Source organism: Acinetobacter sp. XH1741 (assembly GCF_041021895.1).
GTDB lineage: Bacteria > Pseudomonadota > Gammaproteobacteria > Pseudomonadales > Moraxellaceae > Acinetobacter.
In genome coordinates, this window is record NZ_CP157428.1 from 330,524 (window position 1) to 350,006 (window position 19,483).

A 19,483-nucleotide genomic window follows, 5' to 3' on the forward strand; every position below is an offset into this window, starting at 1 on the left:
ATTAGTGTAATCCTTTCTCGTGCGTGATGGCTTCTACTTCCTTCAACGCTTCTTCACTCAACTGGTCAAGGGTGTTATTCGCGATATAGGAATACACGCCACAAAGAACGAAAGATAAAATGATAATTCCTAACCCGAGTGGAATCCCCCACGTTGTTACACCACCACTAAATGAACTCATCAAAAATTCTTTGTTATAGCCCACAAGCAGCATAAAGCCCACGTAGACAATTAACATGATGATTGTGAGTGTCCAACTTAATGTGCTTTTCGTCTTGACCATTTTTTGAAACTTTGGATTGCGTAGAATCTGTTCTACTTGGCTTTGATCCATGACCAAACTCCTTACTCAGTGCCCAACCTTGGTCACTTTTTTTTAATGTATTTTTTCATTATTAAAGTTAGCAAGATTCAGGCTCCGTCGTAACTTAGACTTTGGTCGTTAAAATTTAATCAATTTATAGCTTTGTTTCGGCTTGGGTTATGATAGGCATAAGGTTTCACTTATGTAGGTCATATGAACAGCTGGCTGATTATTGGGGTTCTCACACTCTATATTGCGCTTTTATTTGTCTGTGCTTTTTTTGGTGAGAAGCATGCCAGCCGTCTTGGCACACGTGGCCGCATGTTTTTATTTAGTTTAACTTTAGGTGTCTATTGTTCTTCATGGACATTTTACGGCGCAACTGGCGCTGCTGTGCGCGAAGGCGTTATTTTCTTACCTATTTATTTAGGTCCGCTCTTATTTGTCTGGTTTGGCTATGACATCTGGCGACGTTTAGGCCGTGTTCGACAACACCATGCCATTTCATCTATTGCCGACTTTGTGGCAGCCCGCTATGGTAAAAGTGGTGTACTGGCGTCGCTAGTGACCATTCTTGCAGTGATTGCAATTATCCCCTACCTTGCGTTACAGCTACGTGCGATTGCTTTAAGTACTTCTGTGATTATGGAGCAAAGCTCGCACATTCATACCACCACAAATAGCGTGTTATTACTCACCAGTGTACTTGCCATCTTGGCTATGATTTTTGGTACAAGGCAGATTGCAAATACAGAACAACACGGTGGTCTCATGCTTGCGGTTGCATTTGAATCTTTCGTGAAGTTATTTGCTCTACTTTGCGTCGCATTATTTTTTATTTTTGAATCGCCAGCAAACTTAAGTCAAATGACTTCTGATGTAAATCAGACCTTCCAAGAGGTACAGTTATTTGGTGTACCTGAAACTTTCTGGATTCAAACTTTATTGGCAGGCTTAGCGATTATTTGTTTACCACGTCAGTTCCACGTGGCCGTAGTTGAGTTACGCGATGAAAAACATATTCGCGGTGCCCGTAAGTGGTTTGCGATTTATCTCCTTTTAACTATTTTTGCGATTATCCCCATTGCAAGCTGGGCTTTGCATGCCGCACCGAAGTTCCTGACTGTACCTGATGTGGCTGTACTGTCTTTACCTTTAAGTTATAACCAAGAGTGGCTTGCCTTACTGGCCTTTTTAGGGGGCTTTTCAGCCTCAACAGGTATGTTACTGGTGTCATCAGTTGCTTTGTCTATTATGCTCAGTAATGACTTGATTATGCCTGCCCTGTGGCGATTCAAGTTGCTTTCACGCCACGATAAACATTTACCTAAAGTACTCAAATTTAGTCGTCGCATCAGTATTATCGCAGTCATGCTACTGGGCTTTTTATTCTTCCATTTCTTTAATGATATTAACCAGCTTTCAGTATTTGGCTTATTGGCGTTTAGTGCGGTAGCTCAGTTTGCACCAGCACTCATTGGCGGATTGTATTGGCGAGGCGGAAGTCGCCAAGGGGTCTATGCAGGACTCATTGTTGGATTTTTAATGTGGAGTTATACCTTATTATTTCCAACCATTTTACGCAGTCTGCCGGAAATCTATCAGCACACAGCCCAAAATATTTTGCTTTTCGGACCTTTTGGCATCAATGCTTTGCGTCCAGAGTCGCTATTTGGCTTTGAGTCATTTGCACCATTAACTCATGGTGTAATTTGGTCACTTGGTTTAAATATTCTTTTATATATCTGGATTTCAAAACTTTACCGCCCAAGTGTGGCTGAACAAATTCAGGCAGAAAGCTTCTTCTATTATGAAACCAAGCCTTTGCCATCACCGCATACGTCTACCGATTTAACCTATTTACCGCACGATGCCGCACGCTTAAAAGTAGGTGATCTATTTGCCTTAGCCAAAAGAATTACGGGTGAGCAGCCTACCACGCAAGCTTTTGAGAACTTTTGTGAGCAAAATCACCTCACGCTCAACCCAAATAGTATTGCCAATGGCATGTGGTGGCGTTTTACCGAGCAATATCTGGCAGGTATTATCGGTGCTGCTTCTGCACGTACTTTGCTCACCACAGCAATGATTAATAACGGCCTTGCTTTAGGGCAAGTCGCTAATATTTTAGACCAAGCCTCACAGTGGCAACGTTTTAATCAAAATCTGCTCATGACCATGATTGACCACATGACCCAAGGGGTAAGTGTGGTGGATAAAAACATGTGTTTGGTTGCATGGAATAACCAATATTTAAAACTGTTTGGGTATCCGAAAGACCTAGTCTATGTAGGTTGCCCAATTGCTGACTTGATTCGTTATAACGCTGAACGCGGCGAATGTGGTCCCGGTTCAGTCGAAGAGCATGTGCGTAAACGTCTACACTGGATGAAAGTAGGGAGCGCGCATGAGTTCGAACGTATTCGTAAAGATGGCCGTGTAATTCAAATGCGAGGTAACCCAATTTCGGGTGGTGGCTTTGTGACAACCTTTGCTGACATTACTGCCTTCCGTGCCAACGAAGCAGTCCTTGAAGCTCGCGTAAAAGATCGAACACAACAGCTCGCAGATGCTTTATCAGAACAACAGCTTGCGCGCGAACAAGCCGACATGGCCAATATGTCAAAAAGCCGATTTATTGCAGCGGCAAGCCATGACCTATTACAACCAATGCATGCTGCTCGTCTGTTTAGTACTGTTCTTGAGCAAAGTATTTCGACAGAACAAGACCGTCAAACTTTGCAGCAACTTGATCGAGCACTTTATGGCGCAGAAAGTATGCTGTCTGCCCTACTCGATATCGCTCGTTTAGAAGGTGGTAGTATTCAGCCAAAAAGACAGCCCTATCCTCTACATGATTTGCTCAGTGATCTTGAGTTACAGTTTAAATCGATTGCAGCACAGCGAAACATCTCTCTAAAAGTTCATGATGTATCTTTCTGGATCGATACCGACCCGCAGTGGATTCGCCGTATTATTCAAAACTTTGTGAGTAATGCTTTACGTTATACCGCCAAGGGTCGAGTGGTGGTGGGCGTACTCCGCTCTGCTCAGCAATCTGGACATATTCGCATTGGGGTTTGGGATACTGGACCGGGTATTGCCGAAGAACAACGAATTAAATTGTTCCAAGAGTTTGAACGCTGTGGGCATTTATCACCTTGGGGTGAACAAGGCTTAGGACTCGGACTGGCCATCGTACAACGTATGACAGGTTTACTAAATTATCCGGTTCATGTTTACTCAGAGTTGGGCAAAGGTTCATGTTTTATGATTGAAGTGCCTATTGTTGAACCACCAAAAGTTACGACTTCGACTGTACAAGCAGTGCCTTTAAAAACTAAAGCCTACCGGATTTTATGTTTAGACAACGATGAAACTATTCTTGAAGGTATGAGTAGTTTATTAGGCCGATGGGGCTATCAGGTGTTCAAAGCCACCGAACCCGAGCAGGCTTTAGAAATTATTCAAAAAGAAAATATACAGGTTTGGTTGATTGACCAACATTTAAATAACAATCAACTTGGTGTTGATTTTATTATTCAAAATCGCCAAGAAGATGTACCAGTGGCTTTAATTACAGCAGACTCTCACCCAGAGTTACCGCAGCAATTAAAAGATCTGAATATCGTTTTACTCAAAAAACCGCTTAAACCCGCTTCATTAAGAGCTTGGTTATCTGGACTTAAAATTGCCAGCACAACAGACTAATTCTTTTCATCTCTCAAGCCTTTTATAGGTTTGAGAGATATTTTTGGCAAAACTTACGAGTTAAATTTAAGCCAATAGGCAGAACTGCTCAAAAAGTCTTCTTTTTACCTACGAATGATTGACCAAAATTTCCAAAGCTTCTTTTTCTATGGCAAAGCCCACCTTTTTTGTAAGTGAACACGTGTACACCTAGTTACAATTTAATAAGCTATTGTTTTTATAAATAATTATTTGATAAAAATCACCATATACGACTTTAGTCGTATTCTACTTGCATTCTTCATGGCACATAAATATTCCAAACGTATTTTATATTTGAACTTATTTCTGCCTATAGCCAATTTATGAATTAAAGCAAAGGACCACTGCCATGAATATTTCTGATAACACCCCGCAAGGGCAACTCTCGTCTCAACAATTTTATCGTCAATACAGTGCCAATGCTTTACTGCCAGAGTTAGATTGGCAAAGTATTTTCCCGAATAGCAAACTGAGCGAAGCACATATCAAAGCACTCAATACAATTTATCAATGTGCAGTCCCGCTCGCGCTCAATGTATTTCACGATTTGAATTTTGATGTATTTGCACCTGCTGCTTATCATCCGCAAGGTTTAGGTTTATTTGATAAATTAGCGCAGCAAGAAGAAAATTTCTTAAAAGTTCTTAGCGCTGAAAGTGAAAATCTTGACCATGATACACGCCATCAAATCTGGAGCATGCTACTGCGTGGTGGTGCGGTGCTAGTTTTCAAAGCTTGGCTTGGTCATGTCAAACTCGGCGAAAATCAGTTAGATATGACTCAGTTTGATGAGCTTTCAGACTTACTCTTTATTAAAACGCATCCAGATCAACTGGCTGAACGCTTACATGTAGATGAAAAAGCAAAACTTGACCATATCTTCTTGATGTATGGCAATGATATTTTCCTTGATCGATTCAATAGTTTGGAAACAGCTGCTCTGTTCGTTGATTTAGGAGTTTATGATGCAGCTTTCTTAAGTTTGCGTGATGACCGCGTGGCTGAATATTTAAAAATGAAAGGCTATGTGACTCAAGAACAGATTGATGATTTGCAATGTGCACTTAACCCGTTGTACTGCGACAGCCTAACACCAAAACAAGACTGTCTTGCTTAACACATAGACATAAAAAAGACCTCGCTTGAGGTCTTTTTTCATTTTTAGATTTTTTTATCTTCAATATTGAGTGCACTAATTGCCAGTACAGCCTGTGTACGGTTTTGCACACCTAATTTTCTAAAGATGGCTGTCACGTGGGCTTTAATCGTTGCTTCTGAAACATCGAGTTCGTAGGCAATCTGTTTATTTAACAGACCTTCTGCAACCATCATCAATACACGGAATTGCTGAGGTGTTAAAGATTGAATACGCTCGGCCAAAGCAGTTTCATCTGCTGCTCTCGGGTCAAGATTAAGATTAGATGGTAAGTTTGGCGGTAACCAGATTTCCCCATCTAACACCTGACGGATCGCTTCACCAATATGACTTGGATGAGCCGACTTAGGAATATAACCCATTGCACCATGTGCAATTGCACGCTGAATAATTGAAGTTTCTTCATGTGCAGAAACCACAATAATTGGAATAGATGGATACTGTGCTCTTACATAAACCAGCGCAGAAAAGCCTGAGGCACCCGGTAAATTTAAATCGAGTAATACTAGATCAGGTTCTGCCCCATTTTCCAAACGCTCATAAAACTCATCAACCGAAGCTGTTTCATGAATTTGTGCCTGTGGCAGGCTATAACGTACTGCCTGAATTAAAGCATGACGAAACAAAGGATGATCATCAACGATTAAAATATTCATAAGCGATTAAAGTAATCTTGAGCATAAGTATGGCCTATTGTAACCCTACTATTTAGATGAAAGATACGTTCATCTTATCCATTTTTGTGCAAAATGTTGATAAATTCAGAGCTTAGCCGCATTTTTTAGATGTTTTTACCTTTTAATCAAAATTAATCTATTTTTTGTATAAGCTTTATTTTTATTCTAAAAAATATATCATCTATTGTTATATAAAATAAAAACAATTACTTAGATGTATAACAAAGTATAAAAATCCTCTATTTAGGTTTTATATTTAAAACTGATAACGTTGACCAATTTCGTTATTTTACAGTTCGCCATCATTGTTGATTAATAAGTCTAATGTTGTTTTTTAGGCTTAGGAACCAAATCATGACTGGTATCGCATCATCAAAACCTTTAAATATTGTTGCCGTTTCTGGTGGATTAAATACGCCATCTAAAACCGAAAGTCTGGTTCAAGCCATTCTTGATGAATTATCCGAAGCAACCGATATTAAAGTTCATTTTATTAAATTAAGTGAAATCGGACCATTACTAGGCGGTGCATTTTACCGCAACCAACTTCCACAGCGTGTACAAGATGACCTTGCAGCAGTTGAAGCAGCAGATGCCTTAATTGTAGGTACTCCTGTTTACCGTGCTTCTTTTACAGGTCTTTTCAAGCATTTCTTCGATTTTGTTGAACAAACTGCGTTGGTTGACGTGCCTGTACTTTTGGCAGCATCAGGCGGTAGTGATCGCCATGCCTTGGTACTCGAACATCAACTTCGCCCATTGTTTAGTTTCTTCCAAGCACAAACTTTACCGATTGGTGTTTATGCGACAGATCGTGACTTTACCCCTGAATATACAGTGAAAAGCGAGCAATTATCTGACCGTATCACGCTAGCAGTAGCACGTGCATTGCCAATTTTAGAATGGGCGCCAGCAAAAGGTAAACGTGCTGAAGTTATCAAATCCAAATCTCAGCAAGCAAATCAAGAGCTTGGTATTAACAAGCAAATTGAGCAAGAAGAAGTATTACCTTCAGCAGCTGTACCAAATCTTGATGCAGCAGAATCTCGCTTACATCATAAATCTGGCAAATCATTAACACATGTTGCCTAAGCTCAACATGACGAAATAAAAATAACGAATGGGAGAGCGCACCATGACGCAATTACAACAACCGATTAAATTTGCTTATTGGGTACCAAACGTAAGCGGTGGCCTTGTGGTGAGTAATATCGAACAGCGTACAGATTGGAGTTATGACTACAATGTTCGACTTGCACAAGCTGCCGAAAAAAATGGTTTTGAATATGCGCTCACTCAAATTCGTTTTACGGCGGGCTATGGGGCAGAAAACCAGCATGAATCAGTAAGTTTCAGCCATGCATTACTTGCAAAAACTGAGAAACTTAAAGTGATTGCGGCTATTCTGCCCGGCCCTTGGAAACCGGCACTGGCAGCTAAACAGCTGGCTACAATTGATTATCTCACCGAAGGCCGAATTGCTATTAATGTGGTGAGTGGCTGGTTCAGAGGGGAATTTGATGCCATTGGTGAAGAGTGGCCAGAGCATGACGAACGCTATGTCCGTTCAGAAGAATTTATTCGCACTTTAAAAGGGATTTGGACCACCGATAACTATAGTTTCGATGGTAAATACTATCAGTTCCAAAACTACACACTTAAACCAAAACCTTTGCAAAAGCCTTATATTGAAGTTTTCCAAGGTGGTAGCTCACGTGCTGCACGCGACATGGCCTCTCGCGTATCTGACTGGTATTTTACCAACGGTAATACAGTTGAAGAAATTCAAAAACAAGTTGAAGATATTCGCACAAAAGCAAAAGCCAATAACCATCAGGTTAAAATTGGGGTAAATGCTTTCATTATTGCAAGAGATACCGAAGAAGAAGCAAAAGCGGTACTTCATGAAATTATTGATAAAGCCAACACTGAAGCGGTAAATGCATTTGGAGATGCCACACGTGAAGCGGGTGCAGCTTCACCAGAGCAACAAGGCAACTGGGCAAAATCAACTTTTGAAGACTTGGTTCAATATAACGACGGTTTTAAAACCAATTTAATTGGTACACCTCAGCAAATTGCAGAGCGTATTGTGGCGCTTAAACATGTAGGTGTTGATCTGATTCTTTCCGGTTTCTTACATTTTATTGAAGAGGTGGAGTATTTCGGAGAAAAAGTTTTACCGCTCGTTCGTCAGTTAGAACTTCAACAGGAAAAGGAGGTAGAAATCCAAGCTAAATCAGCCTAAAAACCTCCAGCCAAAATAGCGCAAGAAAATAAAAATAATAAATTAAAATAAAGAGTAATTGGCTCCAAGACTCGGCTTGGAGCTTTTATTTTTCAAACTTCTCGAACTACAGTTTCAACCGAATAACGACACCATTTTGAAAGAGCCTCAATAAATTCATTCAATGCTGGCGGTTCAAAATGACTGACAATCATATAACAGGCATTGCCCATCACTTTAAAGCACTCATCGATTTGTTCATATTGCTTGACTAAATTTTCAATTTCTTCAAATGCGCGCTGTTCATTTAAATGCAAATGAATAAATTGTTTATGCATGTATTGCACGGCAATGGTGTAATTCTTGATCACCCCAGCATCCATCAACTGAGCAATCCGAGCACCCACAGCCTGCCCTGTCCGGTGCACACGCTGCCCTATTTCTTTATTTGTTAAGCGTGAATCTTGCTTGAGTAATGCAATAATTTTTAGATCAATCGGGTCTAATTCAATATTCATTTTTCATGGCGAAAGAAAACAGGCGGTAATGCTTTCATAGGACTATAGCCGATTTTGGCAAAGGAGAATAACCTTGTTTTATCTCATATCAACAAGAATGTTCTCATGAAACAAGCACTGTTAGTTATCGATGTACAAAACGATTATTTTAAAAATGGCAAAATGGAATTGGTTGGACCAGATCAAGCGCTCGATAAAATAAAGCAGCTCGAACAATATTTTAACGATAAAAACTTGCCGATTATTTATGTACAACATATTAACCCGCCACAAGCCAGTTTCTTCCAAGAAAATACAGATGGGGTTTTACTTCATCCCGAACTTATTGCTGATAGTGATTCATTAATCGTGACAAAGCATTATCCAAACAGTTTTTTAGAAACCAATTTAGATGAACTTCTAAAAACACATCAAATTGAGCAACTTGTGATTACAGGTATGATGACTCATATGTGTATTGATTCAGGGACACGCGCAGCCAAAGAACTTGGCTATCAACCCATCTTAATTGCAGATGCCACCGCAACACGTGATTTAAGCCATGCTGGAAAGACTGTAAAAGCTGAAGATGTGCAAACCACTTTTTTAACTGCGCTGAGTACATTTGCAAATGTACAAAATACTGCGGACTTTTTAGCAAATGCTTAATAAGTCTTAATAAAAAAGCCCCAAATGGGGCTTTTTAAATTACTTTTGCTTATCGGGATAAACTGTAGCAATTAACTGATCTACCACAGCAGGTTCAGCCAAGGTTGACGTATCACCTAAACTATCAAGCTCGTTTGCCGCAATTTTTCTTAAAATACGGCGCATGATTTTACCAGAACGCGTTTTAGGTAATGCTGGTGCCCAATGTAGTGCATCTGGTGAAGCCACTGGGCCAAGCACTTTACGTACCCAATTAATTAACTCTTTACGCAGTTCTTCTGACTCTGGAACACCTGCTTGTAAGGTCACAAAAGTACAAATACCTTGGCCTTTAATCTCGTGAGGCATACCCACCACTGCTGCTTCTGCCACCGCTTCATGCGAAACAAGAGCACTTTCAATTTCAGCAGTACCTAAACGGTGGCCTGAAACGTTTAAGACATCATCAACACGACCTGTGATCCAGTAATATCCATCTTCATCACGGCGCGCGCCATCACCTGTGAAGTAAGTATTTTTAAAGGTCGAGAAATAAGCCTCAATAAAGCGATCTGGGTCACCCCAAATGGTACGCATTTGACCTGGCCATGAATCTTTAATCACAAGGTTGCCTTCCACTGCACCCTCTAGCTCATTGCCTTCACCATCTACAATAGCAGGCTGTACACCAAATAGCGGACGTGTTGCCGAACCCGGTTTTAGGGCTGTTGCACCTGGTAAGGGTGCAATCAAAATACCGCCCGTTTCAGTTTGCCACCATGTATCAACAATCGGACAGCGGCTCTCACCTACTACAGTGTAGTACCAGTTCCAAGCCTCAGGGTTAATCGGTTCACCCACTGAACCCAGTAAACGTAAGCTACTACGGTTACTTTCACGTACATACGAGTCACCTTCTCGCATCATGGCGCGAATCGCAGTTGGCGCTGTATATAAGATAGAAACTTTGTGTTTATCGACCACATGGCCAAGGCGTGCCCATGTTGGATATTGAGGCACACCTTCAAACATTAAGGTCGTGGTACCATTCGCGAGTGGCCCATAAATCAAATAACTATGCCCTGTAATCCAGCCGATATCGGCTGTACACCAGTACACATCATCTTGTTTTAAATCGAATACCTCTTTAAAGGTACTTGCCACATAAACCAGATATCCACCTGTAGTATGTAATACACCTTTAGGCTTACCAGTTGAACCCGAAGTATAAAGAATAAATAACGGGTCTTCGGCCTTCATAGGCTCTGGAGGACAGTTAGCATCAACCTCCATAATAATGAGGTGATACCACAAATCGCGCCCCGGTTTCATTTCAATCGGGTTAGCATTACGGTAAACCACAACGACATTTTCAACACACTCTGTGCCGGGTAGCGCTAAAGCCAAATCGACATTTTCTTTGAGCGGTAATAATTTTCCTGCACGTAGACTTGAGTCTGCGGTAATCACCAGTTTAGCTTGGCTATCTTGAATACGGCTTGCCAAAGAATCTGGTGAGAAACCACCAAAGACCACACAGTGAACCGCACCAATGCGGGCACAGGCTAGCATGGCAATTGCAGCCTCAGTCACCATTGGCATATACAATACAACGCGGTCACCTTTACCAATGCCATATTTCTTTAAAACATTGGCAAAGCGACAAACTTCATCGTGTAATTCTTTATAAGAAACGATTTTATGACGAGAAGGATGATCCCCTTCCCAAATAATGGCGGGTTTATGAGGGTGTTCTTTTAGATGCCTGTCTAGGCAGTTTGCTGATACGTTTAACTCACCATCAGCAAACCATTCAATTTTGAAATTGTCTTTGTCAAAACTGGTATTTTTAACTTGGGTAAATGGTTTTATCCAATCGACAATTTTAGCTTGCTCTGCCCAGAATTCATCTGGCTTCTCGATAGAGTGTTGATAACGTTTAAAGTAGTCTGCTTCAACAGTACGAGCTGTTTGTTTAAATTCCTCTGGTACTGGATAGATCTCATTCATACGCAACTTCCTTGATCTTGTGCATCCCATCTCGAGACTGTGGCTATTATTTTACTGGATCTTATTTGAATGCCTTTTCAGTATGATGACTCTTTAAAAGCCTAGACAATCCGACTTTGGTCATATATTGAGCACTTACTCAAGCATACGAAATTGTGAACATTTTTATAAAATTAAGTTGATTTAAAACATTTGTCTATAGGGTCTGTTCATACTTTATATATAAATTGCGTTGTAAGCTAAAATTTCACGAAACAAGGCATGAAATGCAGAAAATAGCACCCCTATTGTCAAATTTCATAACGCAGTTTTGGGTAATTTTAGCTACAACCCTTTGGGACAGAAATACTTTTTGATGCTGTGTCGTTAGACATTACTCATTTAGAATGACTAAATATTCATAATATCTGCCTAACATCATCTAAAAAGTATTCTCTGTCGCAATCATAGATAAAATATAAACAGACCCTCGTATTACATTTATAATTTTTTCAAGTTTTGATGGTTTTGACCATCAACAAAGATTATTTTAGCTTTTAGACGCAGCACAGGAATACAATAAAATGTTTGCCCAAACTCCCTCTTCTCTTCCTCCTCAACTCCCGTTTAAAGATAGCCCTTTTTCAATTCATGGACGCTTTAATCGCATGAGTTATTTGGGTGGATATGGGCTGATTTATTTAGTCACCCTTATGGGCTATTTCATTTTAGCTTCATTTCTTGGGAGCTTTCAGCTTTCTAGTGATCTGTTTAATTTTGAATTTTATAGCTCTCTTTCCGGTATAAGTGCTTTAGTAGCCTGGGCTTTTTGGCTATTTCTCATCTATCTCAATATTATTCTTGTTGTTCGACGTCTACACGATTTAAATAAAAGTGGCTGGATGGGACTACTCATATTTATTCCATTAGTACAGTTCTTTTTTATGCTTTATTTATTACTTGCCTCAGGTACAGCAGGTCCAAATCAGTATGGCCCTGTCAGATCTTCAACCTTTATAGAAAAACTGATGGCTTGGTTTATTCTATTCATTATTTTGGTTACTGTTATTTCTACCGCAGGATTTTTTTACTACTTCTGGGGTACAGGCACGCTAGAAACACCTACACAAATCTTACAAAAAGGAACGCAATACTTTTAATTAAAAAACACTTTATTATTTAGATGAACTCATTATAGTAGGCGCACATTTTATCTCCTACTATGATGAAAGCCGGAAAACAGATTTCATCAATTTATTTTATAGAGACTTGTCGTGGCTGATGAACAAAAATCCTTAACGGAAGTTGCAAAAAATACAGGTGAGCTTTTGCAAGAAGCAGGCACTAAAACCACCCAAACAGTTTTAGCGCATACTGAAAAATATCATGATGCCTATACCACTATCGACAAAATTGTAGATAGTTTTTGGGAACGTGTACCTTATATTTGCATTGCGATTACCGTTTTTATTATTTTTTGGCTACTCACCAAATTTTTTAAGTTCTTTGTTCGTAAAACTTTAGAAAACCGCTCTTATACACGTCAAAATCTAGTTCTAGTTTTAAACCGTGTTGGTAGTACAGCAATTTTATTCTTTGGTTTCTTAATTGCTTTAGTCATTATGATTCCGGGGTTTACACCAGGGCAACTCATGAGTGCGTTGGGGATCGGCTCTGTCGCAATTGGTTTTGCATTTAAAGATATTTTCCAAAACTTGCTCTCTGGTATTTTAATTCTACTCAGTGAACCATTCCGTATTGGCGACTCAATTGTTGTAAATTCACTTGAAGGAACGGTTGAAGATATTCAGATTCGTGCAACTTTCTTACGCTCACCAGATGGTCGTCGTATTGTTATTCCAAACGCAACTGTTTATACGAGTGCTTTAACTGTAAATACAGCTTACCAGCAACGACGCTGTGAATTTGTAGTAGGTATTGGCTATGACGATGATGAACAAAAAGCGAAAAAAATTATTTTAGATATTCTAAATAATGACCGGAATGTACTCAGTCAGCCTTCGTTCTCTGTCAATGTAACAGCTTTGGCAGATTTCTCGGTTAACCTTACGGTACGCTGGTGGATTAATACCACTGAAACCGATATTTCGTCATCTACCAGTACAATTCAGGCCGAAGTAAAACAAGCATTTAATGCTAACGGCATTAATATTCCTTACCCTATTCAGGAATTAAAAATGGCCGCAAATCATTTACCTTTGAGCTCTGAAAACTCAAGTAAATAGTCGGCCTAAAATATAAGAAATAGACGTTTCAGTTCTTAAAATACGGTTGCCTAAGCTCACTGCTTGGCAGCCGTTTTTTGTGAGCAAATCAATTTCATAAGGAATAAATCCACCTTCAGGTCCAACAACTACAGTACAGGCGTGACTAACATTGTTTGGCATACTCTGCTCAGCATAAGGATGAGCAACAAAGGCGGGGGTTTCTTCCGAAATGAGGGTGGGTAGAACATCTTCAACAAAAGGTTTAAAGCGTTTATAAAGTTGAATTTCAGGGGCAATCGTATCACCTGCTTGCTCTAACCCGAGCGTAACGTAATGATCAATTTGCTGTAAAAACGGAGTTTGCCAATAGCTTTTATCAACGCGATAACTATGGATCAGACTAATTTTTTGCACTCCCAAAGTTACACTGTCCATAATTAAACGGCGTAAAACTTTGGGTCTTGGTAAAGCTACAATTAAATGAACTGGAAGTTTTGCTGGTACGGCCTCTTCATGAACGGGACGGACACAAACTTGTTGTTCGTTAATTGAAACAATTTCTGTGAGATAACGAGCACCGTTTCGAATACCCACTTTCAGATTCTGGCCGACCGTAATATCAAGATGTTCATGCAAATGCTGCACTTGACGCTTTGAATGTATCGACCAGATCTCTGACTGAATATCTTCAGGTTCTAATAAAACGATATTCATGATTTTTCGGCCAAATAGCGATTAATCACTCCAATATGTTTTTGTAAGGAACCTTGATTACGCTGTAATACTTTATGTGCCTGTGCAATGAGTTGTTCAGTGGCTTCTGGTTCTGCTAGACACGCCAGCCAGATATCAACCACCTGCTGTGCATCTTGGGCAATCAACACGCCATTTTCATCAATGAACTCATCAACAATCGTTTGAAAGTTAAAGTAACGCGGCCCAACCACTGTAGGTACATTCAAAACCATCGGCTCTAAAATGTTATGTCCACCACCCGGCTCATTTAAAGAACCACCTACAAAACAAACCTGACTTAAGGCATACCATAGCCAAAGCTCACCCATGCTATCGGCCAAATAAACCTGCGTGCTTGCATGAATACTTTGCCCCATGCTTCTACGATGAGTAATTAAATTTAAATTTTGGCAAACCTCAAATACCTCATCGAAGCGTTCAGGATGGCGAGGCACAACAATACATACCAGCTCACGATCTGAATTTAAATGAGGTGCGAGTGCTTCCAAAATTTGTTGTTCTTCGGGTGCGTGTGTACTAGCAATTGTCACAACCTGACGATTCGCTAAATACCACTGCTGATGCAATTGGCCAGCTTGTTTAATAAAAGCCTCAGGGGCATGAATATCGAACTTAATATTTCCAACGACCTGACTCTTATGCTCATCTAAACCAAGCTCGACATAACGCTGACGGGTTGCACCATCTTGTGCTAACACCCAATCGATTTGCTTTAACATACCAGCAGTTAAACCTGAGACTTTGCTATAACCCTTTGCCGATTTTTCAGATAGTCGAGCATTAAGTAGCAAACAAGGTACATGCTGCAATTTGGCTTGATCGATTAAATTTGGCCAAAGCTCAGTTTCAACTAGTGCCAAAAGTCTCGGTTGGTATGATTCGAAAAACTGTTTTAAAAGCGGTTTTTGGTCTACCGGTAAATAAACCGCTTGAAATAAATCTAGATAAGGTTCTTTCAAAAAGAGCGACTTAGCACGTGCTTGACCAGTTTTTGTAGTATTGGTGACTAAAACCGGCTGCCCAAGTTTAAGATAATGCTCGATTAAAGGCTGTGCAGCATTGGTCTCTCCAACTGAGACAGCATGAAACCAGATGGCTTTTATATTTTTCGGATCTTCAAATGGTCCAAATCTTTCCAGACATTCCTGATGATATAATTCTAGACTTTCTGCACGTCTTTTTATCCGCCAGCGATAAAACGGTTTTAATAAATGTAGTGCTGTGTTGTACCAAAATGGGGTCGCCAAGCGGTTTGCCTCAAATAGTCAAAATTTAAAAACTGGGGAAAATATAACATAGATAAAAAAAATGGCAGAGTTTCGATACCTAAACTCTACCATATACAAGAAAAGTCATTGACTGAACTCACGAAAGAGCAAGTTCAGCAAATGGTAAATCAAAATAAAATAATGATTTTATGAAGCTTCTAAAGCTGGATAGTCTGTATAACCTTCAGCACCTTTCGCATATAAAGTCGTTGGTTGAAGATCATTTAAAGGTAAATCTTGCTCTAAACGCTGTAAAAGATCTGGGTTAGCAATATAAGCCTTACCAAAAGACACCGCATCCGCCTGACCTTCACGCAAAATACGTTTTGCCGTCTCTGGTGTCAGATTTTCATTGGCAATCCACACACCATTAAATTTTTCGCGAAGTTTAGGACTAATACTATCGGCAGCTTCATATTCACGAGAGAAAATGAAAGCTACATTACGTTGGCTAAGCTGCTCAACTACATAACCAAATGTCGCCAACGGGTTTTCATCACCCATATCATGAGAGTCGCCACGCGGTGCAATATGTACACCAACTCGTCCAGCGCCCCACACTTCAATAAAGGCATCAACCACTTCTAATAACAAACGTGCGCGGTTTTCAACTGGACCACCATATTGGTCATCACGCTGGTTGGTATTACTTTGAAGGAACTGGTCAATTAAATAACCATTTGCAGCGTGTAACTCAACACCATCAAAACCAGCAGCTTTAGCAAGTTCTGCTGAATGTTTATATTGAGCAACCACTTCTTGAATTTCTTCAATTGAAAGTGCACGCGGTTTTACATATGGACGTTTAGGACGTAATAGACTCACTTCACCCGCAGGTTGAATCGCACTTGGTGCAACTGGAATATCGCCATCCAAAAGCTCAGGATGCGAAATACGGCCTACATGCCAAAGTTGAACAACAATTTTTGAACCTTGCGCATGAACTGCTTCAATAATTTTGTTCCAAGCTTGTGCCTGCTCTTGTGACCAAAGCCCCGGAGTTTCTGCATAACCCACAGTTTTTGAACCGATTACTGTTGCTTCAGTAAGAATGAGACCAGCATTTGCACGTTGCTGATAATATTCCACCATTAGATCGTTTGGAACACGGCTCTCGCCACTACGTGCACGTGTTAATGGGGCCATTACCAGTCGATTTTTAATTTCAAAATCACCAACTGTTAAAGGAGTATTGAGTTCAGCCATGATCGCCTCGACTTACACTTTATTTGTTTTAAAGTGTCTGTTTTAAATGTTCGATATATTGCTGAATCAAAGCTTCATTACGTGAAAAATAAGACCATTGCCCATATTTCTGGACTTGAATGAGACCGGCCTGCTGTAAAACAGACAAATGATTGGACATTGTAGACTGAGCTACTTTACCCAAACGTTCAATATGACCTGCGCAAACCCCTTTTTCGAAACTACCACCGCACTCTTCTACCGGTAAATAATGCGCAGGTTCTTTTAACCATTGCAGAATCTGCCGACGCAGAGGATTGGCTAGGGCTTTGCTAATTGCATCAATATCCATAGGCTCAACACGTCTTTTAAACGAACAAAGCTTTGTTCAGCATTTCGAAAACATAATATCGTATTTTCGCGATATTCATATCCATTTTTTTCGATATTCATATCGTGTTTTTCCGATTAACTTCCGATCACTGAACTGCTTTGCCGTTTTAATCGCTAAAAATTTAAGAGTTCATATCGAGAAATAAAAGCTTAATAGGCTCTTATAACCCTTGTTTTAAACTTGCTTCAATAAAGCGGTCAAGGTCACCGTCAAGAACCGCACCAGTATTTGAGTTTTCAACACCTGTACGTAAGTCCTTGATACGAGAGTCATCAAGTACGTAAGAACGAATTTGGCTACCCCAACCAATATCAGACTTCGAGTCTTCAAGTGCTTGAGCCGCTTCGTTACGTTTTTGCATTTCTAGTTCATACAATTTCGCACGTAACTGTTTCCATGCATGATCACGGTTCGCATGTTGTGAACGCTGGTTTTGACATGCCACCACAATCCCAGATGGAATGTGCGTTAAACGAACTGCTGAATCTGTTTTGTTAATGTGCTGACCACCTGCACCCGATGCACGGTAAGTATCAGTACGAACATCTGAAGGATTAATATCAATTTCGATATTGTCATCAACTTCTGGGGAAATAAATACCGCAGAGAATGAAGTATGACGGCGGTTACCACTGTCAAACGGTGACTTACGAACTAAACGATGTACACCAGATTCTGTACGCAACCAGCCATATGCATATTCACCTTCAACACGAATCGTTGCAGATTTAATACCCGCTACGTCACCATCAGATACTTCCATAAGTTCTGCTTTAAAACCGTGACGTTCGATCCAGCGCATATACATACGTAATAACATTGAAGCCCAATCTTGTGCTTCTGTACCACCTGAACCTGCCTGAATCTCGACATAACAAGGATTCGGATCCATTGGGTTGCTAAACATACGGCGGAATTCAAGCTTTGCCAATTCTTCTTCGGCAGCACCAAGCTCAGATTGCACATCTACAAGCAAGCTTTCATCATCAGCTTCAACAGCTAAATCTAGCATTGCTTTGGCATCTTCAAGCTGTGTAGATAAACCATCTAACACATTAATAACGTTTTCTAGTTCGCCCTTTTCTTTTGCCATTGCCTGAGCACGGTTTTGATCATTCCAGATCGCAGGGTCTTCTAACTCACGTAAAACTTCTTCTAAACGTTCTTTTTTCAGATCGTAGTCAAAGATACCCCCGTAGTGTTTGGCTACGATCAGTTAAGTCTTTCAATTGGTTTAGATAAGGATTAATTTCCACGCGAGTGTTCCCATAAAAACAGATAAACAGTCGCATATTTTATCATAGCTCTGGTTATCTTCGAACCTGCTTTAATCTCTAACTCTGATTTCAATCTATAAGTTTTTTAATTTCTTTCAGATGATTTTAAGATTGACTCGTAACATCCCCATACAAAATTGGGTACTTTTCCAGCATTTTTGAGTTTCTACACAAAATCTCCTCAATTTTAATAAAATTAAACATTCTATTTTTATTAAATTAAATCAATTATTTAAATTAAATATAATTACATAAATTGAACATGGTTACAGTCCAGTTACTTGTACAAGATTGACGGTAATTGATTTTGCTCTAGACTAAAAGTTGTAACAAAACATTTATAAAATCGTTTTTAGAGGGGAGAGATTCCATGAAAAAACTAGCAATTGCATCAGCTCTTTTATCTGCGCTTGCAGTAAGTGGCGCAGCAAAAGCTTACCAAGCTGAAGTTGGTGGTTCTTACACTTATCTTGATCCAGATAACGGCAGCAGCGTAAGCAAATTCGGTGTTGATGGGACTTATTATTTCAACCCTGTTCAAACACGTAATTCACCGCTTGCTGAAGCAGCATTCTTAAACCGTGCAAGCAACGTTAACGCACACGTTAACTATGGCGATAACAGCGGTACTAAAGACACTCAATATGGCGTAGGTATTGAATACTATGTTCCTAACACCGACTTCTACCTTAGCGGTGATGTAGGCAGAAACGAGTATGAAATCGACCGTATTAACTACGACCAAAAAGTAACAACTTATGCTGCTGAAGTAGGTTATTTACCAGCACCGGGCTTATTACTTGCTTTGGGTGTTAAAGGTTATGACGAGAAAAATGGTAAAGACGGCGCAGACCCTACTGTTCGTGCTAAATACGTAACTCAAGTTGGTCAACATGACGTAAACCTTGAAGCTTATGGCGCGTTTGGTGACCTTGACGAATATAAAGTTCGTGGTGACTACTACATCGATAAAACTTTAAGTTTTGGTGTGGACTACTACAACAATGACTTAACTGATAAAGATGAATGGGGCATTAATGCTAAGAAATTCTTAAATCAGCAAGTAAGTGTTGAAGGTCGCATTGGTTTCGGTGATAACGACAACACTTATGGTGTTCGTGCAGCATACCGCTTCTAATCTTACC

At 40.0% G+C, this 19,483-nt stretch carries 17 protein-coding genes; 8 read left to right on the forward strand and 9 right to left on the reverse strand.

Annotated elements, in window-relative coordinates:
* Nucleotide 1 precedes the first annotated feature (1 nt).
* The gene (locus ABLB96_RS01720) at nucleotides 2–334 is read right to left on the reverse strand and encodes a DUF485 domain-containing protein (RefSeq protein ID WP_348898052.1); all 333 of its coding nucleotides are present in this window, start codon (nucleotides 332–334) and stop codon (nucleotides 2–4) included.
* A gap of 183 nt (nucleotides 335–517) precedes the next feature.
* Between ABLB96_RS01720 and ABLB96_RS01725 the strand changes: the two genes are divergently transcribed.
* Complete coding sequence (locus ABLB96_RS01725) at nucleotides 518–4,015, forward strand: PAS domain-containing hybrid sensor histidine kinase/response regulator (RefSeq protein WP_348898051.1); 3,498 nt, start codon at nucleotides 518–520, stop codon at nucleotides 4,013–4,015.
* Nucleotides 4,016–4,385: 370 nt separating this feature from the next.
* The gene (locus ABLB96_RS01730) at nucleotides 4,386–5,153 is read left to right on the forward strand and encodes a hypothetical protein (protein WP_348898050.1); all 768 of its coding nucleotides are present in this window, start codon (nucleotides 4,386–4,388) and stop codon (nucleotides 5,151–5,153) included.
* Between the two features lie 44 nt (nucleotides 5,154–5,197).
* Here ABLB96_RS01730 and ABLB96_RS01735 read toward each other — a convergent pair whose 3' ends face one another.
* Complete coding sequence (locus tag ABLB96_RS01735; RefSeq protein WP_348898049.1) at nucleotides 5,198–5,848, reverse strand: response regulator transcription factor; 651 nt, start codon at nucleotides 5,846–5,848, stop codon at nucleotides 5,198–5,200.
* Between the two features lie 375 nt (nucleotides 5,849–6,223).
* On the opposite strand from ABLB96_RS01735, the gene msuE reads away from it, so the two are divergent.
* Both msuE and sfnG read left to right on the forward strand, forming a co-directional pair.
* Nucleotides 6,224–6,961 carry an FMN reductase gene (gene msuE, locus ABLB96_RS01740; protein ID WP_348896493.1) on the forward strand — a complete coding sequence of 246 codons (738 nt, stop codon included), beginning with the start codon at nucleotides 6,224–6,226 and terminating at the stop codon, nucleotides 6,959–6,961.
* A 43-nt stretch (nucleotides 6,962–7,004) separates the two neighbouring features.
* Complete coding sequence (gene sfnG, locus ABLB96_RS01745) at nucleotides 7,005–8,117, forward strand: dimethylsulfone monooxygenase SfnG (RefSeq protein WP_348896494.1); 1,113 nt, start codon at nucleotides 7,005–7,007, stop codon at nucleotides 8,115–8,117.
* A 92-nt stretch (nucleotides 8,118–8,209) separates the two neighbouring features.
* Here sfnG and ABLB96_RS01750 read toward each other — a convergent pair whose 3' ends face one another.
* Entirely contained in the window at nucleotides 8,210–8,614 is a 405-nt protein-coding gene (locus ABLB96_RS01750) for a winged helix-turn-helix transcriptional regulator (protein WP_348896495.1), read from the reverse strand.
* 105 nt (nucleotides 8,615–8,719) lie between these two features.
* Between ABLB96_RS01750 and ABLB96_RS01755 the strand changes: the two genes are divergently transcribed.
* Nucleotides 8,720–9,262: a cysteine hydrolase family protein gene (locus ABLB96_RS01755; protein ID WP_348896496.1), complete on the forward strand. Its 543-nt coding sequence runs from the start codon at nucleotides 8,720–8,722 to the stop codon at nucleotides 9,260–9,262.
* Nucleotides 9,263–9,301: 39 nt separating this feature from the next.
* On the opposite strand, the gene acs is transcribed toward ABLB96_RS01755, so the two are convergent.
* On the reverse strand, nucleotides 9,302–11,251 hold the full coding sequence (gene acs, locus ABLB96_RS01760; protein WP_348896497.1) for an acetate--CoA ligase: 1,950 nt from the start codon (nucleotides 11,249–11,251) through the stop codon (nucleotides 9,302–9,304).
* Nucleotides 11,252–11,814: 563 nt separating this feature from the next.
* Between acs and ABLB96_RS01765 the strand changes: the two genes are divergently transcribed.
* Entirely contained in the window at nucleotides 11,815–12,390 is a 576-nt protein-coding gene (locus ABLB96_RS01765) for a DUF805 domain-containing protein (RefSeq protein WP_348896498.1), read from the forward strand.
* Nucleotides 12,391–12,504: 114 nt separating this feature from the next.
* Nucleotides 12,505–13,476: a mechanosensitive ion channel family protein gene (locus tag ABLB96_RS01770; RefSeq protein ID WP_348896499.1), complete on the forward strand. Its 972-nt coding sequence runs from the start codon at nucleotides 12,505–12,507 to the stop codon at nucleotides 13,474–13,476.
* Here ABLB96_RS01770 and ABLB96_RS01775 read toward each other — a convergent pair.
* The 5 genes from ABLB96_RS01775 to prfB all read right to left on the reverse strand — a co-directional run bounded on the left by ABLB96_RS01775 (nucleotide 13,465) and on the right by prfB (nucleotide 18,317).
* Nucleotides 13,465–14,172 carry a 16S rRNA (uracil(1498)-N(3))-methyltransferase gene (locus ABLB96_RS01775; RefSeq protein WP_348896500.1) on the reverse strand — a complete coding sequence of 236 codons (708 nt, stop codon included), beginning with the start codon at nucleotides 14,170–14,172 and terminating at the stop codon, nucleotides 13,465–13,467. The two genes, ABLB96_RS01770 and ABLB96_RS01775, sit on opposite strands and share 12 nt — an antisense overlap.
* Nucleotides 14,169–15,461, reverse strand: a complete 1,293-nt coding sequence (locus ABLB96_RS01780) for a 3-deoxy-D-manno-octulosonic acid transferase (RefSeq protein ID WP_348896501.1) — start codon at nucleotides 15,459–15,461, stop codon at nucleotides 14,169–14,171. The genes ABLB96_RS01775 and ABLB96_RS01780 overlap by 4 nt, the downstream gene beginning before the upstream one ends.
* A gap of 168 nt (nucleotides 15,462–15,629) precedes the next feature.
* Nucleotides 15,630–16,688 (reverse strand): alkene reductase, encoded by a 1,059-nt coding sequence (locus ABLB96_RS01785; RefSeq protein ID WP_348896502.1) that lies wholly within the window; start codon nucleotides 16,686–16,688, stop codon nucleotides 15,630–15,632.
* Between the two features lie 28 nt (nucleotides 16,689–16,716).
* The gene (locus tag ABLB96_RS01790) at nucleotides 16,717–17,019 is read right to left on the reverse strand and encodes a helix-turn-helix transcriptional regulator (protein ID WP_002053977.1); all 303 of its coding nucleotides are present in this window, start codon (nucleotides 17,017–17,019) and stop codon (nucleotides 16,717–16,719) included.
* A 202-nt stretch (nucleotides 17,020–17,221) separates the two neighbouring features.
* Nucleotides 17,222–18,317 (reverse strand): peptide chain release factor 2 gene (gene prfB, locus ABLB96_RS01795; RefSeq protein WP_099143691.1). Its coding sequence is split into 2 segments (ribosomal slippage): nucleotides 17,222–18,244 and nucleotides 18,246–18,317, totalling 1,095 coding nucleotides; the frame shifts between segments, so codons are not numbered across the junction.
* Between the two features lie 391 nt (nucleotides 18,318–18,708).
* Between prfB and ABLB96_RS01800 the strand changes: the two genes are divergently transcribed.
* Entirely contained in the window at nucleotides 18,709–19,476 is a 768-nt protein-coding gene (locus tag ABLB96_RS01800) for a putative porin (RefSeq protein WP_348896504.1), read from the forward strand.
* The last annotated feature ends 7 nt before the right edge of the window (nucleotides 19,477–19,483 follow it).

Bases quoted from the DNA above. Each gene is read 5' to 3' on its own strand.
- ABLB96_RS01790 (WP_002053977.1), bottom strand. From the start codon at position 17,019: ATGGATATTGATGCAATTAGCAAAGCCCTAGCCAATCCTCTGCGTCGG.
- ABLB96_RS01800 (WP_348896504.1), top strand. From the start codon at position 18,709: ATGAAAAAACTAGCAATTGCATCAGCTCTTTTATCTGCGCTTGCAGTA.
- acs (WP_348896497.1), bottom strand. From the start codon at position 11,251: ATGAATGAGATCTATCCAGTACCAGAGGAATTTAAACAAACAGCTCGT.
- sfnG (WP_348896494.1), top strand. From the start codon at position 7,005: ATGACGCAATTACAACAACCGATTAAATTTGCTTATTGGGTACCAAAC.
- ABLB96_RS01775 (WP_348896500.1), bottom strand. From the start codon at position 14,172: ATGAATATCGTTTTATTAGAACCTGAAGATATTCAGTCAGAGATCTGG.
- ABLB96_RS01720 (WP_348898052.1), bottom strand. From the start codon at position 334: ATGGATCAAAGCCAAGTAGAACAGATTCTACGCAATCCAAAGTTTCAA.
- ABLB96_RS01785 (WP_348896502.1), bottom strand. From the start codon at position 16,688: ATGGCTGAACTCAATACTCCTTTAACAGTTGGTGATTTTGAAATTAAA.
- ABLB96_RS01735 (WP_348898049.1), bottom strand. From the start codon at position 5,848: ATGAATATTTTAATCGTTGATGATCATCCTTTGTTTCGTCATGCTTTA.
- ABLB96_RS01755 (WP_348896496.1), top strand. From the start codon at position 8,720: ATGAAACAAGCACTGTTAGTTATCGATGTACAAAACGATTATTTTAAA.
- msuE (WP_348896493.1), top strand. From the start codon at position 6,224: ATGACTGGTATCGCATCATCAAAACCTTTAAATATTGTTGCCGTTTCT.
- ABLB96_RS01750 (WP_348896495.1), bottom strand. From the start codon at position 8,614: ATGAATATTGAATTAGACCCGATTGATCTAAAAATTATTGCATTACTC.
- ABLB96_RS01725 (WP_348898051.1), top strand. From the start codon at position 518: ATGAACAGCTGGCTGATTATTGGGGTTCTCACACTCTATATTGCGCTT.
- ABLB96_RS01730 (WP_348898050.1), top strand. From the start codon at position 4,386: ATGAATATTTCTGATAACACCCCGCAAGGGCAACTCTCGTCTCAACAA.
- ABLB96_RS01765 (WP_348896498.1), top strand. From the start codon at position 11,815: ATGTTTGCCCAAACTCCCTCTTCTCTTCCTCCTCAACTCCCGTTTAAA.